At 47.4% G+C, this 17,311-nt stretch carries 14 protein-coding genes and 1 pseudogene; all 15 read right to left on the minus strand.

Annotated features, from left to right (window positions below):
* Positions 1-54 precede the first annotated feature (54 nt).
* The 15 genes and pseudogenes from HCR01_RS20565 to HCR01_RS20630 all read right to left on the minus strand — a co-directional run bounded on the left by HCR01_RS20565 (position 55) and on the right by HCR01_RS20630 (position 17,250).
* Positions 55-402, minus strand: coding sequence for an SDR family oxidoreductase (locus HCR01_RS20565; RefSeq protein ID WP_226889480.1), 348 nt, complete (start codon positions 400-402; stop codon positions 55-57).
* A 205-nt stretch (positions 403-607) separates the two neighbouring features.
* Positions 608-976 (minus strand): cupin domain-containing protein, encoded by a 369-nt coding sequence (locus tag HCR01_RS20570; protein ID WP_193197945.1) that lies wholly within the window; start codon positions 974-976, stop codon positions 608-610.
* Positions 977-1,031: 55 nt separating this feature from the next.
* Complete coding sequence (locus tag HCR01_RS20575) at positions 1,032-1,445, minus strand: hypothetical protein (protein ID WP_193197946.1); 414 nt, start codon at positions 1,443-1,445, stop codon at positions 1,032-1,034.
* A complete protein-coding gene (locus HCR01_RS20580) occupies positions 1,438-2,331 on the minus strand; it encodes a pirin family protein (RefSeq protein ID WP_193197947.1) in 894 nt (297 codons plus the stop codon). The genes HCR01_RS20575 and HCR01_RS20580 overlap by 8 nt, the downstream gene beginning before the upstream one ends.
* A 276-nt stretch (positions 2,332-2,607) precedes the next feature.
* Entirely contained in the window at positions 2,608-3,669 is a 1,062-nt protein-coding gene (locus HCR01_RS20585; protein ID WP_320073143.1) for a zinc-dependent alcohol dehydrogenase family protein, read from the minus strand.
* Positions 3,670-3,740: 71 nt separating this feature from the next.
* The gene (locus HCR01_RS20590; RefSeq protein ID WP_193197948.1) at positions 3,741-4,601 is read right to left on the minus strand and encodes an alpha/beta fold hydrolase; all 861 of its coding nucleotides are present in this window, start codon (positions 4,599-4,601) and stop codon (positions 3,741-3,743) included.
* 82 nt (positions 4,602-4,683) lie between these two features.
* A complete protein-coding gene (locus tag HCR01_RS20595; RefSeq protein ID WP_226889481.1) occupies positions 4,684-5,358 on the minus strand; it encodes a glutathione S-transferase family protein in 675 nt (224 codons plus the stop codon).
* A gap of 57 nt (positions 5,359-5,415) precedes the next feature.
* The gene (locus HCR01_RS20600; protein WP_193197949.1) at positions 5,416-6,312 is read right to left on the minus strand and encodes an alpha/beta fold hydrolase; all 897 of its coding nucleotides are present in this window, start codon (positions 6,310-6,312) and stop codon (positions 5,416-5,418) included.
* Between the two features lie 107 nt (positions 6,313-6,419).
* Complete coding sequence (locus HCR01_RS20605; RefSeq protein ID WP_193197950.1) at positions 6,420-7,166, minus strand: SDR family oxidoreductase; 747 nt, start codon at positions 7,164-7,166, stop codon at positions 6,420-6,422.
* The gene (locus HCR01_RS20610; protein WP_193197951.1) at positions 7,150-7,344 is read right to left on the minus strand and encodes a hypothetical protein; all 195 of its coding nucleotides are present in this window, start codon (positions 7,342-7,344) and stop codon (positions 7,150-7,152) included. The genes HCR01_RS20605 and HCR01_RS20610 overlap by 17 nt, the downstream gene beginning before the upstream one ends.
* A gap of 192 nt (positions 7,345-7,536) precedes the next feature.
* Complete coding sequence (locus tag HCR01_RS20615; protein ID WP_193197952.1) at positions 7,537-8,094, minus strand: DsbA family protein; 558 nt, start codon at positions 8,092-8,094, stop codon at positions 7,537-7,539.
* Between the two features lie 222 nt (positions 8,095-8,316).
* Positions 8,317-8,397 (minus strand): annotated as a pseudogene (locus tag HCR01_RS40810) (DNA-binding response regulator); the annotation flags it as partial.
* A 217-nt stretch (positions 8,398-8,614) separates the two neighbouring features.
* A complete protein-coding gene (locus HCR01_RS20620) occupies positions 8,615-9,295 on the minus strand; it encodes an isochorismatase family protein (RefSeq protein ID WP_193197953.1) in 681 nt (226 codons plus the stop codon).
* A 242-nt stretch (positions 9,296-9,537) separates the two neighbouring features.
* Positions 9,538-10,167, minus strand: a complete 630-nt coding sequence (locus tag HCR01_RS20625; protein ID WP_193197954.1) for a response regulator — start codon at positions 10,165-10,167, stop codon at positions 9,538-9,540.
* Between the two features lie 12 nt (positions 10,168-10,179).
* The gene (locus HCR01_RS20630; protein WP_193197955.1) at positions 10,180-17,250 is read right to left on the minus strand and encodes a PAS domain S-box protein; all 7,071 of its coding nucleotides are present in this window, start codon (positions 17,248-17,250) and stop codon (positions 10,180-10,182) included.
* Positions 17,251-17,311 lie beyond the last annotated feature (61 nt).

Here is a 17,311-nt window from a genome sequence, read left to right on the forward strand (position 1 = left end):
TTGTATCATGAGTTGTTTCCTTGTTTTTTCAGAAGTACAGCAACCGATCGCAGATTACTTTACTGTGTATCCACCATCGATCACCAAAGGTTGTCCTGTGATGTAGCTGGCAGCATCAGAACACGGAAAAACGACCACTTGAGCAACTTCTTCTACCTGACCCGTGCACCCCATGGGAACCATAGACGCTAAATTATCAGCCGTGATCCCCATTTGGTCAAAGAGACGATACAATGCCTCAGTCGCAATAGAAGCAGGATTGACGGCATTAATCCGAATCCCCTGTTTGGCATAATCGAGGGCAGCAGCGCGCGTCAACCCCATGACTGCATGTTTGCTGGCAGTGTGGGCAGATTGCCCCCGGAACTCCAAACAAACCAGCGATTGACGAAGTATTGACAATCGCACCCACTCCTTGATTCAGCATTTGTTGGATTTCATATTTCATGCACAAGATCTGTTTGTGAATTCATAGTTTTGGGCGACTAAATTAGAGCGATGCGGTTGCCTCAATTTCAACCAATGTTTCTTTTGATCTGTATCTAGAACGATGGCTAGGTTTCCTAAGATCGTGATCAATCATCCCTAGCAGTGAGATTTGCATGAATCAGACTGGTGCATAAATCGTTTCGTCTTCTTTGCGCCAAGCTGGATCAACTAGACAAACGAAAATAATGGGTTTGTTGCCGTAGTTGTGAAGGAACTGGATTGCATTTGGAGGAATGTAAACCGCATCACCTGATTCAATGCGACGAACTTCACTGTCGATCGCCATTTCCCCAACACCGCTAATGATGTAATAAACCTCAGAAGTCTTTAGGGAATGGGGAATCGAAGTTTTGCCAACCGGCAAGATCGCATACGCCAAACTGTAACGCAAGTTGATGTCTTGTTTGTCAGGATGAAGCAGTTCGCGCAGAACAGTTCCATCTCCAGCGATAATTTCTTCACAGTCGTTTAGTTTTTGGATCAGCATAAGTTTAGGCTTGCAATTACACAATCGGAGCAATTCCAGAGTGTGGTTAGGCGGGTTAAATACTGTCAGAGGTCAGCAACATCACGACATCTGCATGAGCTAACACGACATCGGGGTGGCGTTGAAACGCCGTATTATACTTCATGGCAAACTCATCGCCCAATTCGTCGGGGCTGAGCAGTGTACGAATGTCACCGTCGATCGCTTCCATTGCCTCTTGCGTAACAGGTTCACCGTCATGAAGCAACTCATCGATTTGGAGAATCAATGCTGAGAGTCGATGCAACCAGGCAAACTGCTCATGATTAATCACCAGTTGTAGCAATTCACCTCTAGAAACTTGCCCTCGAACTTGCTCATAGGTAAAACGCTCAGTCTCTAGTAAAAGCTTGTGCAGACGCAGTAGTTTGATTCGTAACTCACTCAAGCGTTGATGTTGACTCATCTGATATTGAAGTGTGTTAAGCATAAATCCGTCCCATCCTTCCTGCTTGGTAGTCGTCGATCGCCTGGGTAATTTCAGCTTCAGTGTTCATTACAAACGGACCGTAGCGCACGACTGGTTCGTTAAGGGGCACACCTGCAATCAGCAGAAGATCTAGAGGACGCTGAGCATCAGCAGGGTTAGAGATCACCACATCTTCTCCATCTTGAGAAAAGAGCACCATCTGCCCATCATCACCAGGCGCTAGCTCTGTCCCAAATAACCCAGACCCCTCCAGTACATAGACAAAGGCGTTGTACTCTTTGGGTACAGGCTGGATCATCGTTGCCCCTGGTTGCAGTGTGAAGTGGAGGTAAGTGATCGGCGTGCGCGTCTGAATGACGGCTTTTGCCCCTAACGCTTCTCCCGTAATCACCCGCACCGTCACAGACCTATCTTCAGTTTGAGCTACCGGAATATGAGCCGCTGGAATTTCCTGATAGCGGGGTGGCATCATTTTGTCTCGTTGTGGCAGATTGACCCATAGTTGAATGCCGTGGAGCCGTCCACCAGTTTGGGTAAACATTGACTCCGGCATCTCGGAATGCACGACCCCGGCACCTGCTGTCATCCACTGGACATCACCCGGATTTAGTAGCCCGGTGTGTCCCGCAGAATCTTTGTATTCTAACCGTCCATCCAAGACATAGCTGACGATTTCAAAGCCCCGGTGCGGATGATCGGGTGCACCTTTTGCCTGACCTGGCTTTAGATTAATCGGACCCAACTCGTCGAGGAGGAGAAACGGGTCAAATTCAGAGAAGCTACTTTTGGGAAAGGGCCGACGGACAAGAAATCCGGCCCCTTCGAGTGTTTCAACGCTGTTGATTACTCCGGCAACGGTTCGAGATATTTGGGTGGGGACAGTCATAGAATTGCCTCTTCAGAACTAGACAAATACATGGATCATTTGAGCCTGATTCAACGAGGTGAATCACAGAGTTGTTTCACAAGTTAGAAATGCGGCAGGTCTTGTGTTCGGTGCATTACGCTGTCGCTAATGCACCCTACTGGCTGATGTGTCTGTGCAAGATTGTGAGAATGCCCCAAGGATTAGGTCGGTTTTCTCCTGTTTCAATCAAAATTGACCTTCAGCACACAATCAAACTCCGATCCGTTTAGCAATTACCAACGCCGTAAAGCTGGTCTAATTTTCTGTAAACTTCAGCACAATTTTGCCCCGTGTTCCTCCCTGCTCTAGACGCTGATGTGCCAGAACGACCTGATCCCAAGAAAATACTGAATCAATCACTGGGCGAAGCTGATGACGCTCGATGAGTTTTGTCAAAGCCTCTAATTTTGCTCGGTACTGGGGTGAAAAAACAAAATGAATCGTCAGATTCTTACCCCATGCTTCAAGAAGCGATTGCGGTATTGCAATGTCTACAATGCTTATAAGCCTACCAAAGGGACGAATGATTTCTAGACTACGCTGAATTGTTTCTTTGCCGATCGTATCTAGAACTAAATCCACACCCAGTCCATTTGTTTCTTGACGAATGACTTCTACGTAATCTTCATTTTTGTAATCAATCACCCGATCTGCGCCCAGTTCTGTCACGAAATCTCGGTTTCTAGAACTACACGTCGCAAAAACGTATGCCCCTATCGCTTTGGCGAGTTGAACTGCGATTGAACCAACTCCACCCGCACCCGCATGGATGAGAACTGTTTCACCAACTTGTAGATTGCCCCTAGTCACTAGACAATCCCAAGCAGTTCCGCCTGCAAGCGGAAAAGAAGCTGCTTCAATGTGCGATAGATTTGCAGGCTTCAATGCAACAATCGCTGCATCAGCCACATGATACTGAGCGTAGCTACCGAATTCTCCAAAAATTTGCGGCGAGTAATATACGTTGTCTCCCACCTTGAAATCAGTCACAGCTTCGCCAATTGCCTCAATCACCCCTGAAACATCGACTCCAAGGATGGCGGGTAATCGAACCAGTTCCTTGTAATCACCACGACGAGTTTGGTAATCGACCGGGTTAATCGAGGTTGCACAAACTCTGACTAACACCTGATTCGCCTTCAGTGTTGGTATGGGAACAGTTTGAATCTCAAACTTCTCAGCATCACCAAACGCAGTTAATACGGCTGCTTTCATAGATTCCATATATGCCAACTCTCCTTGATTTAGAATAAACAGTGACAGGATTTCGATACCACTCAGCGTCGGCAAGTTCTCCCCAACTTCGCAAGTCAGCACGATTTGGTAAGGTAGTTACCGTTTAGGGAAAAGGTTTTTCCTCCCACCTCTGGATCTGAACCAGTTTTGGATTAGTTTTTCTTGAGGAAGTCAAGCAAGACAGGATTCACTTGATCGGCATGAGTCCAGTTGATGGCGTGAGGTCCGCCGGGAATGACAACAAGTTGACTGTTTTTAATCAGCTTTGGAAGTCTTGCTGCGGTGGACTCAAGTGGCAAAATGCGATCGCTATCTCCATGAATGATCAGAGTCGGTACATCAATGCGAGGCAGATCATCGCGGAAATCAGTCAGCCAGGACGGTACACAGTCCAACGTTCCCTTGGCAGACGCACCTACGGCAACATTCCAACTAGCTTGAATGGCATCGTTGCTGATGCGTTGGCGTAGCCTCTCGGAACGAGAATCGCCCAGCAACACATCTACATTGAAAAACTCTTTGAAGAACGTAGAGAAATAGGCTGGGCGATCGTCCACAATTGCTTTCATAATGCCATCGAAGACACTTTGATCAACCCCTTCTGGATTGTCGTCCGTCTTTAACAGAAAGGGTGGAACGGGAGCCATCAGCACCGCTTTTTGTACTCGTTCTGAGCCGTATTTGCCAAGATAGCGCGTGACTTCGCCTGTTCCCATTGAGAAGCCAACCAACACGGTATTTTGCAAGTCAAGCTTGGTCATGAGTGTATTCAAATCGGCGGCGAAGGTATCGTAGTCGTAGCCAAACGAGGGTTGGCTAGAAGCGCCGAATCCTCTGCGATCGTAGGTAATTACTCGATATCCTGCGTTCAGTAAAACTAAAACCTGCTTCTCCCAGGAATGTCCGTTCAATGGAAATCCATGAATCAGAACAATCGGTTGACCTGTCCCCAGATCTTCGTAGTAGAGATCAATCGTTGCAGAATTTTCTTGACCAACGGTAATGTAAGGCATGAGAGGTTTCTCCGTTGTAAATTGATGTGTTTTTGTCTGTTGCATCACAATTGTCATGCAGCGATCGCCGCGTTTGCCGCCTCTAAGATGGCTTTAATTCTGCTTCGGTAGCCAGCGCGGTACGCACACCAGCATCGAGATTCATGCGGTTTACAAATCGTGACAGGTTCTCAAAGCCTTGTAGTCCGACCTGAGTGTTGATCGCCCAGCGCAGAATAACGAACAGGTAAGGATCGGCAATCGATCGTTCGCCAGTGAGCCAGTTTCGTCCGTCGAGTCGGGCATCGAGCCGTTCAAGGTATGTACGCACGCGGATGCGTGCGGTATCTGCGATCGCGCCTGCGAAAGCTTGGTCTTGCAGAAAACGGGTTGGCGTGAAGATCGGCTTGAACGTCATGTGCACGTCGGAATTGAGGAAGCCGAGCCAGCGCATTACCTCAGCCCGATCATGCGGTGTGCCGTCGCCAAGCAGCCGCGCCTCCGGATATAGGTCGGCGAGATAACCGAGGATAGCGACGTTTTCGGTGAGTGAAAAGTCGCCGTGCTCCAGCAACGGTACCGTGCCATCCGCGTTGATGTTGAGGTAGTCTGGTGACTTAATGCTTTCAAGGCTCATCCTGACGATTTCGTGCGGCACACCAATCCATTCGAGAACGATGAGATCAGCCAGCGAACAAGCACCGGGCATATGATAGAGTTTCATGGAATGTCCCTGATCGCGAAGAATGTGTTTTTGCTTCCTACCTGCTATTTTCATAGTTTGGGTGTAATGACTCCTAATGCTCGGTTTCTTTCAGATTCTTAGGGTGTTTTGTCAGATTTTTGTGCAATCACCTTCAAGACGCAGCGTGGAACCGATCGTGCTGTCGAGGAACGCGCGGATCAACGTTGCTACCTCCTCCGCATGGGTCTCCAGCGCGAAATGGCCAGCATCAAGCAGATGAATCTTTGCATCCGGGAGATCGCGCTGATAAGCAGCGGCACCAGCGGGCAGAAATGCCGGATCATGACGACCCCAGACGGCGAGAAGCGGCGGACGGTGCTCGCGAAAGTAGGACTGGAAGGCCGGATAGAGCGCGACGTTGCTGCGGTAGTCGAGGATCAGATCAAGTTGGATCTCCTCCGCGTCTGGCCACGCCATGTAGGCGATGTCGAGTTCGTAGCCGTCGGGTGACAAAAGGGTTGGATCGGCTCCGGTACCATACTGCCAGTTCCGGATTGTGTCTGGCGTGATCGAGAGTCGGCAGGCTTCCCGGTTCGCTGCGCTCGGTTCGCGCCAATAGGTTTCCCACGATCCCCATTCGTCACTGAACCCCTCAAGGTAGGCGTTGCCGTTCTGCGAGACGATCGCAGATATCCGTTCAGGATGGCGCATCGCCAGACGCAGACCTACTGGCGCACCGTAGTCGAAGATGTAGAGCACGTATTGATCGAGCGACAAAGCATCGGTGAAGCCCTCGATCACGTTGGCAAGGCGATCGAAGGTGTAGTCGAACGTCCCGCGTGGCGGTGCCTTGGTCTGTCCGAAACCGGGCAGATCCGGCGCGACGAGCCGAAAGCGATCGGCAAGGAGAGGGATCAGGTCGCGGAACATGTGGCTAGCGGTCGGAAAGCCATGCAACAGCAGTATCACTGGCGCATCGCTTGCCCCCGCCTCGCGGTAGAACACTTCAACACCGCCGACCTGTCGAAACCCGTAGCGTATTTTCATCGTACAATCCTCTCTTCTTTCAAAGAAACCTAGTGTGTTCCTGGCTGAACACCTTTCGCATACCCGACGATCGCTACTTGGTCGCAACATTTTGCACTGTCGATCGCCTACTGCGCTAGATACCCACCATCTATCATCAATGTTTCACCTGTTACGAACGATGCCATGTCAGATGATAAAAACAGGACTGCATTTGCAACTTCAAGAGGTGTGCCAGCTCGTCCGATTGGGTGAAGTCCTGCCAAGTAAGCTTTGACTTCATCTGTAGATGCTTCAAACATCTCTGTCGCGATTGATCCTGGTGCAACGACATTGATGCGAATACCCGCTTTGGCATATTGGAGCGCAGCGGCTTTTGTTAAGCCTACGACTGCATGTTTACTCGCGGTGTAGAGGGGTAAGTTAGGAAGTGCAACGACTCCAAGCGCAGATGCCGTATTGACGATCGAACCCCTTCCCTGTTTCAACATCTGAGCAACTTCATATCTCATCGACAACCAAACGCCTTTGACATTGACGTTCATAGTGCGGTCATATTCAGCTTCTGTTTGCTCAATCAATGAGGGATTTTCGCCGACTGTTCCTGCATTATTAAAGGCAATATCTAACCGACCAAAAACGTCAACCGCTTTATCAACCATTGCTTTAACATCGGCTTCTTTGGTGACATCTGATTGCACAAAAATAGCCTCTCCGCCAGCTTCCTTAATCAATCGAACCGTTTTTTCACCTTTATCAATTCGACGACCCACTACCACTACCTTTGCTTGTTGTTGGGCATAAGCGATCGCCGTTGCTCTACCGATTCCCGATGTGCCTCCAGTGACTAACGCCACTTTATCTTGCAGTATCATTCTGTTCTCCTGTTTTAATTTCATCAGTTTGTATCGGGTAAGTTTGTCTCAGTAAATTAGTGACTTCTTGCGCGATCGCAATCAGAGCATGATTAACTGAGGAGTCGCGAAGAGAATCAGTCTGAGGTGTACCTTCATGCCAAGAATTATTCTTGCCTTGTACTAGTGAATGCGTCATAGAACTATCTCAATGAAATACTGATTTGTAATCGACTAAATCAATACGCAGGAATTCAATTGTTGGCATGGTAACTGTTGTCATGGTTCAAAAAGCGGCAATTTTGTTCAGTGAAACAGGCAAAATCTAGCCATCAAAATTAGATGGCTTACAGCACTTACAGACAAGTCAGATATGAATTGGGCGGGGAACTTAATGACTTGCAGCAATCATGGCTGCCATCAACTCCGTCGTGTTCCAGTGCCCGGTATACCGAATTCCATTGATAAACAGGGCTGGGGTAGTCGTCACTCCACTCTGTATTCCGCCTTCGATGTCTTCATTGATATGATCGATATGCACCTGCTTAGACAACTCTTTAAGAAACTGAGGAATATCAAGCCCTAAATCATTGGCATACTCGACAAGATAACCGTTCCCCAACTCCTGCTGATGGGTGAATAAAATGTTATGCATTTGCCAAAATTGACCTTGGGCGGCAGCAGCTTGGGCAGCTTGGGCGGCCCGTTGAGCCTGAGAATGAATCTGTGTTTGCGGAAAATGACGGAAGATAAAGCACAAATAATTCTCTCCACAAGAAACAGTAAGCTGTCGCCGAATCACTTTAATCAGCTTGTAAACGTCTGCACTTCTAGGGCATTGATAGTCTCCATACATCACCAGCACGACCTTTGCACTCAGCACACCTTGAATCCAATCCTGGGTTGAAGGGGGTACAAGTAAGGAACTGTGACTACGATCATCGTTCATCTTTTTACATCTGCATCACAGCATGGAACCTTGCAATTTACTTGCTCAATCCATTGACTGCATGACTGTTTGCATAAGTTCAATATAGGCGATCGCCTTCAAGCCGTCGTCTATAGCGAGTTAAAATTTTTACCGTACAAATTGATAGAACAACCACACCATCGTGGAGTAGAAAGCTGGTTTTAACTTAAGTTAGAATCCAAATTTGATCGAAAGTACACCCTACAGACTGACAATGCCGCGTTTAACGGCAACAATTACAGCTTGGGTGCGATCGCTCACATCCAACTTATCCAAAATCCGTTAGTTGATCAAGGTTGTTTGCACGTCTTCATAAACCGCCCATTGCAACCCGCACGATGGGTGGGTGTGGGCAGGAGAAACACCTGCCTCGACCCGATTAGCCTGCTTGTTGGGGCGTTACGGACACTCTTATCGGAAATGCGGGGCGAGGAACTGATAACCAACTCCTCGCCTTCACTTTTTTTATTTTGTGCGTGTGCGTTGTAATCAGGTGCTTTTACACATGTGCCATTTGCTGATCGAGCTTGGTCTCCCGTCCATCTCGTTGCACAGATTGAGCTTTGTCATAGCTCTCCATCAGGGCACGGTAAGATGGCACGATGTGGTCAACTATGACAGTGGCAAACTCCATTAAGTCCGGACGGTTCCACGTGTTCATGAGTTCGCTGATTACTGCGTAAGTGTCGATGGGCATGGCTCCCGCTTGGACGACGCGGGCCAGAGTGAGGTCGGTCGCCATCTGGCTCCAGTTGCCGGAAGCGTCAATGATTGTGAAGACCTTGTAACCAGCGGCCAGTGCGCTCAGAGTCGGAAACGCCATGCACACACTGGTGAGAGTTCCGGCGATGAGGAGAGTCTTTCGCCCGGTCTTCTCGATAGCATCGACCCAAGCTGGGTTATCCCAGGCGTTAATCTGTCCTGTGCGCGGAATGTAAACCGCGTCAGGATTGTGCTGGTGGATTTCGGGAATCAGGGGACCATTGGGACCATCGGGCACCGAAGCAGTCGTGAAGGTCGGAATCTTGGCGAGTTGGGAAATCTTGGCGAGCGCCGTGACATTGGAGCGGAGGACTGAGAGTTCGATGTCACGCACAAGTTGGAAGAGTCCGCTTTGATGATCAATCAGCAGCAGCACGCTGTCATTGGGATCGATCATTGTGTCAATGGTGTTGCTCATGGGTTTGTCTCCTGTTTCATTCAAATTCAATCAATGTCATTTTTTCCTAGCTATCTGGGGCGTGTCCAGTTCTAGTACTCAGCTTCTTTCGGAATAAGTTCAATATAGGAGATCGTCTTCAAGCTGTCGTCTATAGCAAGTTAAAATTTTTACAGTACAAATTGATAGAGTAACCGTGCCATCGCAAAGTAGAAGGCTAGCTATAACTTAAGTTAGAATCCGAATCTGATCGAAAGTACACCCTACAAACTGACAATGCCGCGTTTAACGGCAACAATCACCGCTTGAGTACGATCGCTGACATCTAGCTTATTCAAAATCCGATTAACATGAGATTTAACCGTGCCTTCACCGATGCTCAAAGCAGCCGCAATATCAGCATTACTCATCCCCTGTGCCAGTGAACGGAGTACCGCCAGTTCTCGTTCACTCAGTTCTGGATTGCTGAGCCGCTGTACCAACTTTGCTCCCACATCGGGCGGAATGTACTTCTGACCCCGATGAACGGTACGAATGGCATTCAGAAGCTTGTCCGGTTCAGTTTCTTTCAACAGGTATCCTTTTGCGCCTGCCTGCAATCCCCGGTAAATATCTTCGTCACTATCATACGTGGTCAGTACAATAATCCGAGCAGATTTAACGATCGCACAAATTGCACCAATGGCGGCAACTCCTTCCACTTCAGGCATTCGCAGATCCATTAGCGTTACATCTGGTTGGTGTTCCCGAAAGGCGGCGATCGCTTGTTCCCCATTTTCGGCTTGTGCAATCACCTGCATCTCTGGGTCACGGTTAATAATCGTGGCTAATCCTTGCCGAAAAATGGCGTGATCGTCCGCAATTAGAACCCGAATGGTCGTGGCTTGGCTCATCGTGATGCTCACTCAAGGGTTGACGGTGACAATAATTTCTGTTCCTTGTCCAGGTTGACTCCTAATCGTTAGTTGTGCGCCGATGCGCTCTGCCCGTTCGCTCATGCCGAGTAAGCCAAAACCCTCAGAGGATGGAATACTCCCAACTCCAAAGCCCTGTCCATTGTCTTTCACGCGCAAGCAAAACTGATCGCGATCGTAGACTAGCTGCACTCGGATTTCATCAGCATTGGCGTGTCTAATTGCATTAGTTAATGATTCCTGCCCAATCCGCAGTAGGTTACTCTCGACTTCAGTCGGTAAAGCATACACTGCACCCTCAATCCCATAATATAGAGTGACATCCATTGCGGCAGCCCTGATTTGAGCGACGAGACGATGTAGAGCGCTCTGTAAACTGCCCTCCTCCAAAAGCTGAGGACGGAGCGCGACAACTGATCGCCGCGCTTCAGTCAGTCCAGTTCGTGCCAATTCTTTAATCAGGTCTAGGTGTGCCCCAGTTGCTTCTACATCATCCGTTAGCACCTGTTTTGCCGCTCCCACCTGAGCTAGAATCCCTGTAAACGCCTGAGCGAGTGTGTCATGAATTTCGCGTGCCATGCGGTTGCGCTCCTCTAAAATTGAGGCTTCTTCTGCTTGCTTCAGCGCCGTAATATCTCGCGTTAGCCAAATCACCTGATCGTGGTCGATTGGTGCAATGCGAGCCGAAAACCAGGCTTCTCGTCCACTTAGAAACGCACTGTACTCGACCGTGAGGATTTGTTGGGTTCTCAGCACCTGCTGAATATAACCTAGAAATTCATCGGCTTGTTCCTCTCCGAGTTGATGCATGGTTTTACCAATCATCTCCTCAAAGGGTTGCCATAGCAGATTTTGTTCCAGTACGATTATTTCAAGGAATCGCCCTTCAGCAGTCAGTACAAATAATGGATCGGGAATTGCCTCAATTAGAGTCCGTAGCTTTGACTCTGAGGCTTGTAGGGCTTCTTCTGCTTGCTTGCGATCGTTAATGTCAACGTGGGTTCCCAACATCCGCATGGGTTGACCTGATTCGTCCCAGGCAACAATTTTGCCAACAGAAAGAGTCCATTTCCACTGACCATCCTGGGTACGCTGGCGATACTCTGCTTGATAGCTGGGGATTTCTCCAGCAATGTAAGCACGGTAGGTTGCGACAACTGATTCTCTGTCATCAGGATGCAAACGAGCAATCCATTCAGAAATGGTTTCGTGGAATGTTGCTGGATTGTAGCCCAGCATTAAAGCGTATTCTGGGTTAACAATTCTTTCTTCAGTTTTTAAATCAAGATCGTAGAGTCCTTGATTTGAAGCGGTTAATGCTAAGCGTAGTCGTTCTTCACTCGTTTGTAGAGCGGCTTCTGCTTGTTTGCGATCGCTAATATCCGCAATCACGCCTTCGATGTATCCATCGGCTGCATTCAGATAAGAAGAAAAAAGTACCCAAAACACTGTCCCATCTCGTTTTCGCATCTGTGCTTCATAGCTTCGCACTTCCCCATCACGCTTCAGCAACTCAAGGAATTGTTGGCGATCGCTGGGATTTACATAGTAGTCTGTGGCGTGTTCAAGCCCAATGCTCTCCTCTGGTGAATCAAAGCCAAACAGATTGGCATGGCGTTGATTGGCATCGAGAAGTAATCCATCCGAGAGGCGGGTTCGGAAGATGCCGACCTGCGAGTTTTCAAAGATAGTTCGGAACTTGGCTTCACTGCGTTGTAATGCCTCTTCTGCTTGCCTACGCTGGGTGGTGTCGTTGCCCACCGATAAGATTTCAACGACCTCTCCCTGGTCATTGAAGATGGCTTGATTCGACCAGACCATCCAAACTCGCCGACCATCTCGACACAGGTTTTCACCCTCACCTTGCGGGTACGATTGAGGATTACGAAGTAAATCACGGACAAAGGGTTTGACATCCCGCCCAGAGGTTTCGATGTCTGGAATGATGGTTTCAAATAAGGTTCGCCCTACAATCTGATGTTCTTCATAGCCCAGGAGTTTCACCCCATAATCGTTGATGTATCGAATTCGTCCTTGCGTGTCATAGCAAATGATGACGGAATTCGCGGTTTGTAGCAGGTTGCGGTAATTGGCTTCACTTTGTCGTAACGCAGCAGTTCGTTCTGCGACCTGTTGCTCTAAAGTGCAGTTGTAGTCGGCTAGGAGTTTCTCGGCCTGTTTGCGCTCTGTAATGTCCTGAAAGGTAGCGATCGCATAAGTGATATTGCCCTGTTGATCAAAAACTGGTGTTCCCCGTGCCTCAACTAGAATTGTGACATGATCTCGACGAATTTCTATATCTTCAGTCCTGATGCGTTCGCCCCTTAATGCCCGCACAGCAGGCAAGCTCTCCGCTGGATAGATTTGATCCGTTCCCGCTACATAAAGCTGATAAGCCTCTGAGATCTGCTCCGGTGCTATGGAAGTATCAGTTTCTTTGCCCATGAGTTGATTGCCGCATTGGTTGGTATAGTAAGGGCAACCCGTCGCATCCATGATCGCAATTCCCACCGGAATCGCTTCGAGGAACTGGGTGATCTTGCTTTCCTTAGCCCGCAGTTCTGAGTAAAGGTTGGCATTTTCGATGGCGATCGCTGCTTGAGTCGATAATAGCTGCAAGACCTGCGATCGCTCTGGTGTAAATACTCCAGCTGCTAACCGATTTTCTAAATACAATACACCGACCAGCTTGGCTTGATTCAGCAGCGGCAAACAGAAAATAGATTGAGGCTGGTTCTGTTGAATGTATGGCTCATTAATAAAAGCACCTTCACGAGTCGCATCATTTAAGGTGACAGGCTTCAGAGTCCGAATCACATATTGAATGATTGATTCTGGCAATTGATCGGCAATTGGAATAGACTGTAACACCTGAGTCGCACAAGCATTCTCATCGGTATTGAGTTCACAAGCCGCTTCAATCGACCATTCTCCTGAGTTTTCTAAAATCAGATATCCGGTTTGTGCGCCAGCATTCTCAATTAAAGTTTGCATCAGTGATCGCAGCAATTGCTTCAGTTCAATTTCACGAGAAATCGCCTGTGAAGCTTTCATCACTGCTGCTAAATCGAAAGCGGTATGGAAGGGATTAGTGATAGTTTCAGCAGTAATAGGAATTGATGTGGAAGCGGCTCTAGACGACTGAGGAAAGAACTGTGGATAGCGAGTTTCTAAGTCTTTAACTTTAGCAGTTGCGCCCCAGCGATCGTAGCAATAGTACGCCTCTTTCATGTAGGTTTGAGCAATTTTTGACCGACCTCGCGCTAGATAATGTTTAGCCGCTAATTCATAAGCTAATGCTTCTTCCTGGATATACTCATTTTCAGCAGCACCTGCGATCGCCCGTTCATAAAACTCTTCAGCCTCAAGAAATTGCCCTAAGACTCGTGCTTTCTCTGCCTCGACTAGATAAAATTCATGTAGATAATTCATTGGAGCATGTTCTGCCCATTTCTGCATCTTTTCTTGGTTGGTGTTAACACAGTTTAGCAAAGCTAATTTTTCAGAGTTTGAAGCATCGAGCAATAGGCTCAAAAGCGCCAGAGAATGATAGAAACAGAATACAGGTAAAACCTTTATTGCCGTCGCTTCTTCAAAATGTTTCCTTGCCAAAATAGCAGTCTGTACAGCTTGATGATATTCTTCAAATAGATAACACAGTATAACTTTGTGCAGATATAGCATTTGAATTGCAGTTCCATCTTTAACTGCAAGGGCGTGTGATAACGCCTCCTCTTCATTACACACCCGACCAACTAAGCGACTGGGATTAAGAGACCTATCTAACAAATTAAGAATGGTCTGCCACACTATTGCGATCCAAGTCGAGGGGCTTTCCCGTCTGATTCGATCAACTGCTTTGCTGTATGTTGCCGTTTTCTGTTCCAGTTGGGTGAGTTCCTCACCGACGAAAAACGAGTTGTAGCACACGTCATATGCAGCATAACCAGCGGTTTCAAAGTCTCCGGTTTCCACTCCTTCCTGATAAGCCTCAACCAGCAGTGGTATCGTCTCCTTAAGATGTACTTTCCATTGCATAACATGGTCACTAAATAACTGTAATGCTTTAGCCTTGCCTTTTTTGGTATTCAATCGTTCTGCCAAGCTAAGAGCCAATTGACCAAATTTATAGCCGAGTTCAATGTCTTGAACAACTCCACATAGAACAAATCCGTAGGCAGCATAATACAGTGGTGACCAGATAGCATTACCGTAGTTGATTGATAAATTTACCGTTTTGCAAGTAATCAGTATCACCAGTGCTGGTGATACTATGAATGCAGCAGCCCCTATATTCGCTAGGATTGACATTGCTGCTAGCGGTTCTGGTGCAGTCATCTCTGGTAAATTAACCAAGTCTTCAATTTCTTGTTCAGCTAATCGTGCAGCCGTTGACTCCAATCCGCCTCGAACATCTAACTCACTTGGATTTTCTGGTAAGATTACTCCCAGGAGCTTCAACACTTCCAAGCCAATTTTGAGTGCTGATTTCAGGTTGCCCTGTGATAAATATCCTTGAATTTTGCTATCGTAAACCTGCACTTTGTCGAGCGCTGTTTTGGCGCGATTGAGTACCACTTCTACCAATTGTTCCATCTCATCAAAGCGGCCGTGAAGATACGCTGCCGCTGCTGCTTCTGAGTACAGTGCTAAGGTAAGGTCATACTCACTGACCCAACTGTCTGTATCTAGGAGTTTCAGTCCTATATTGAAATACTGAAGAGCTGCTTCATAAGCCGTTGCACCTTTTGCTTTCTGACCTGCCATTAAATTCAATTTGGCAATTTCATTTCGTTCTACTCGAGCGGTGACAAACTCAATTCCCCGATCTAGATGATCGACGATTTCAAACAGTCGCTCCGATCGCTGCTCTAGTGAAGTTTTTTCGAGTAAATTGCGACCAATTTGGAGATGAACAACTTGTTTTTGCGGCTCATCAATTAAGGCATAAGCAGCTTGCTGGACGCGATCGTGCAAAAACTTGTAGTCTTGAACTAACAAGTTTTCGTCTAATTCAGATAGAGGTTGAATTAATCCAGCTTGGATGGCTGCTAGTAAATCTAGAGAAATTACTTTCGGCGATTTTTCACAAGCGATCGCTAACGTTTCTAAATCAAATTCAGCTCCAACACAAGCGGCTAAGCGAAGAATTCGCCGTGTTTCATTTGGCAATTTATTCAACTGGATCAGCAGCAACTCCACCACATTATCGGTAATATTTTGGGCTTGAATTTGAGCAATATCCCACTGCCAGCTTAACTGTTTCGCATTAAAGATTAACAGATTTTCGCTATACAGCATTCGCAAAAATTCACCGACAAAGAAAGGGTTGCCTTCGGTTTTACGTAACACTAATTGGGCTAAAGAACGAACGGTGTCAATATTGCGACCTAGCGTCTCGGCAATCAGTTGACTCAAGGGTTCGAGCGTTAAGGGTGCTAAGGTAATCTCCTGAAGTACTGCCCCTTGGTTTCGTAGTTCTGAGAGCGTTAATACTAGTGGATGCGTTGGATGCACTTCCGAGTCTCGGTAGGCTCCAATCAAAAATAGATATTGGGTTTGCTCGTCGAGTAATATTAACTCGATTAACTTCAGCGTCGCGGAGTCGAACCATTGTAAATCGTCTAAGAAGATGACCAGGGGATGTTCTTTTGAACAAAACACCCGCACAAAATTTTGAAAGATTCGATTGAAGCGATTTTGAGCTTCCGTTGCTCCAACTTCGGGTACGGGTGGCTGTTTGCCAATAATTAATTCAACTTCAGGAATGACATCAATGATGATTTGCCCATTGCTTCCTAAAGCTGAGAGCAGACGCGATCGCCACTGTTGCACTTGCTCATCCGGTTCCCCCAGAAGTTGCTGCACCAACTTTTGCAGGGCATCCACAATGGCGCTGTAGGGAATATTGCGCCTGAATTGGTCAAATTTACCCGATATGAAATAGCCGTGTTTTGCTGTGATGGGTTTATAGAGTTCTTGCACCAATGCTGTTTTGCCAACGCCAGCGTAACCAGCAACGAGCATGAGTTCGACATTGAATTGAGCATTTTCTATGCCTGACTCTAGTTGACAAATTTCGCCAAACGTCTCTTTTCTAGCCACTCTGTCAAACGCCGCCAATAATGCTTTAGTCTCCGCTTCTCGTCCATACAGTTTCTGAGGAATGCAAAACTGTTCTGAAACATCTTGTAGTCCCAACGACATGGCGTTGATCTGACCCATTTCTGCCAGTTGTTGAGCGCAGCGTTCTAGATCCGCTTTGATGCCCCAGGCACTTTGATAGCGATCCTCCGCATTTTTCGCCATCAACTTCAAAATTATGCCTGAAATGGGTTTGGGAATCGTGGCGTTCAATTTATGCACAGGAATCGGCGGTTTGGCAATATGGCAATGAACTAGCTCCAGGATGTCTTGAGTGGGGAACGGTAGCTGTCCAGTTAACAGTTCGTAGAAGGTTACGCCTAGCGAGTAGAAATCGGTGCGATAGTCGAGCATCCGGTTCATCCGCCCGGTTTGCTCTGGCGACAGATAGGCAAGCGTGCCTTCTAACACATGGGGACTTTTGAACGTCGGATTGGTGCGGTTAAATTGGGTCGCAATCCCAAAATCAATAATTTTGACAACGCCAGTATCCAGATTAAAGACTATGTTTCCAGGGTTGATATCTTTATGAATGATATTGGCTGCATGGATTCTGCCAAGAATGTCGCTCAGAGCGATCGCAAGACCTAGAAAAGTGGATAAAGGTATGGGGCAAAAGATATCTGGACGCTTGTGCATCCATTGCTCTAGGGACTCTCCCCCAAAATCTTCTAAGATAATCACCAGAGTGCGTTGATAGTCCTGCTGGCTGTATGCCTTGATAACTCCTTCCAGATTTAGGGAGCGGGTAATTTTATATTCCTGTCTGTAGCGGGTTAGTTCTTGGGGAGAGGGATAATCAAGCTTTAGCATTTTTACGATGATCCCTACTCCATCGTCTCTGATGCCCCGGTACACTAGAGAATTGGAACTTTCGTATATTTTGTTTTGGATAACAATACCAGGTAGAGCGATCATAGAGCAACTCTTGAGAGGATAATCTGGTACACCTCAAACTATACAGCAATCCAGCTATCTA

It is taken from the genome of Nostoc sp. MG11 (assembly GCF_014904695.1).
GTDB lineage: Bacteria > Cyanobacteriota > Cyanobacteriia > Cyanobacteriales > Nostocaceae > Komarekiella.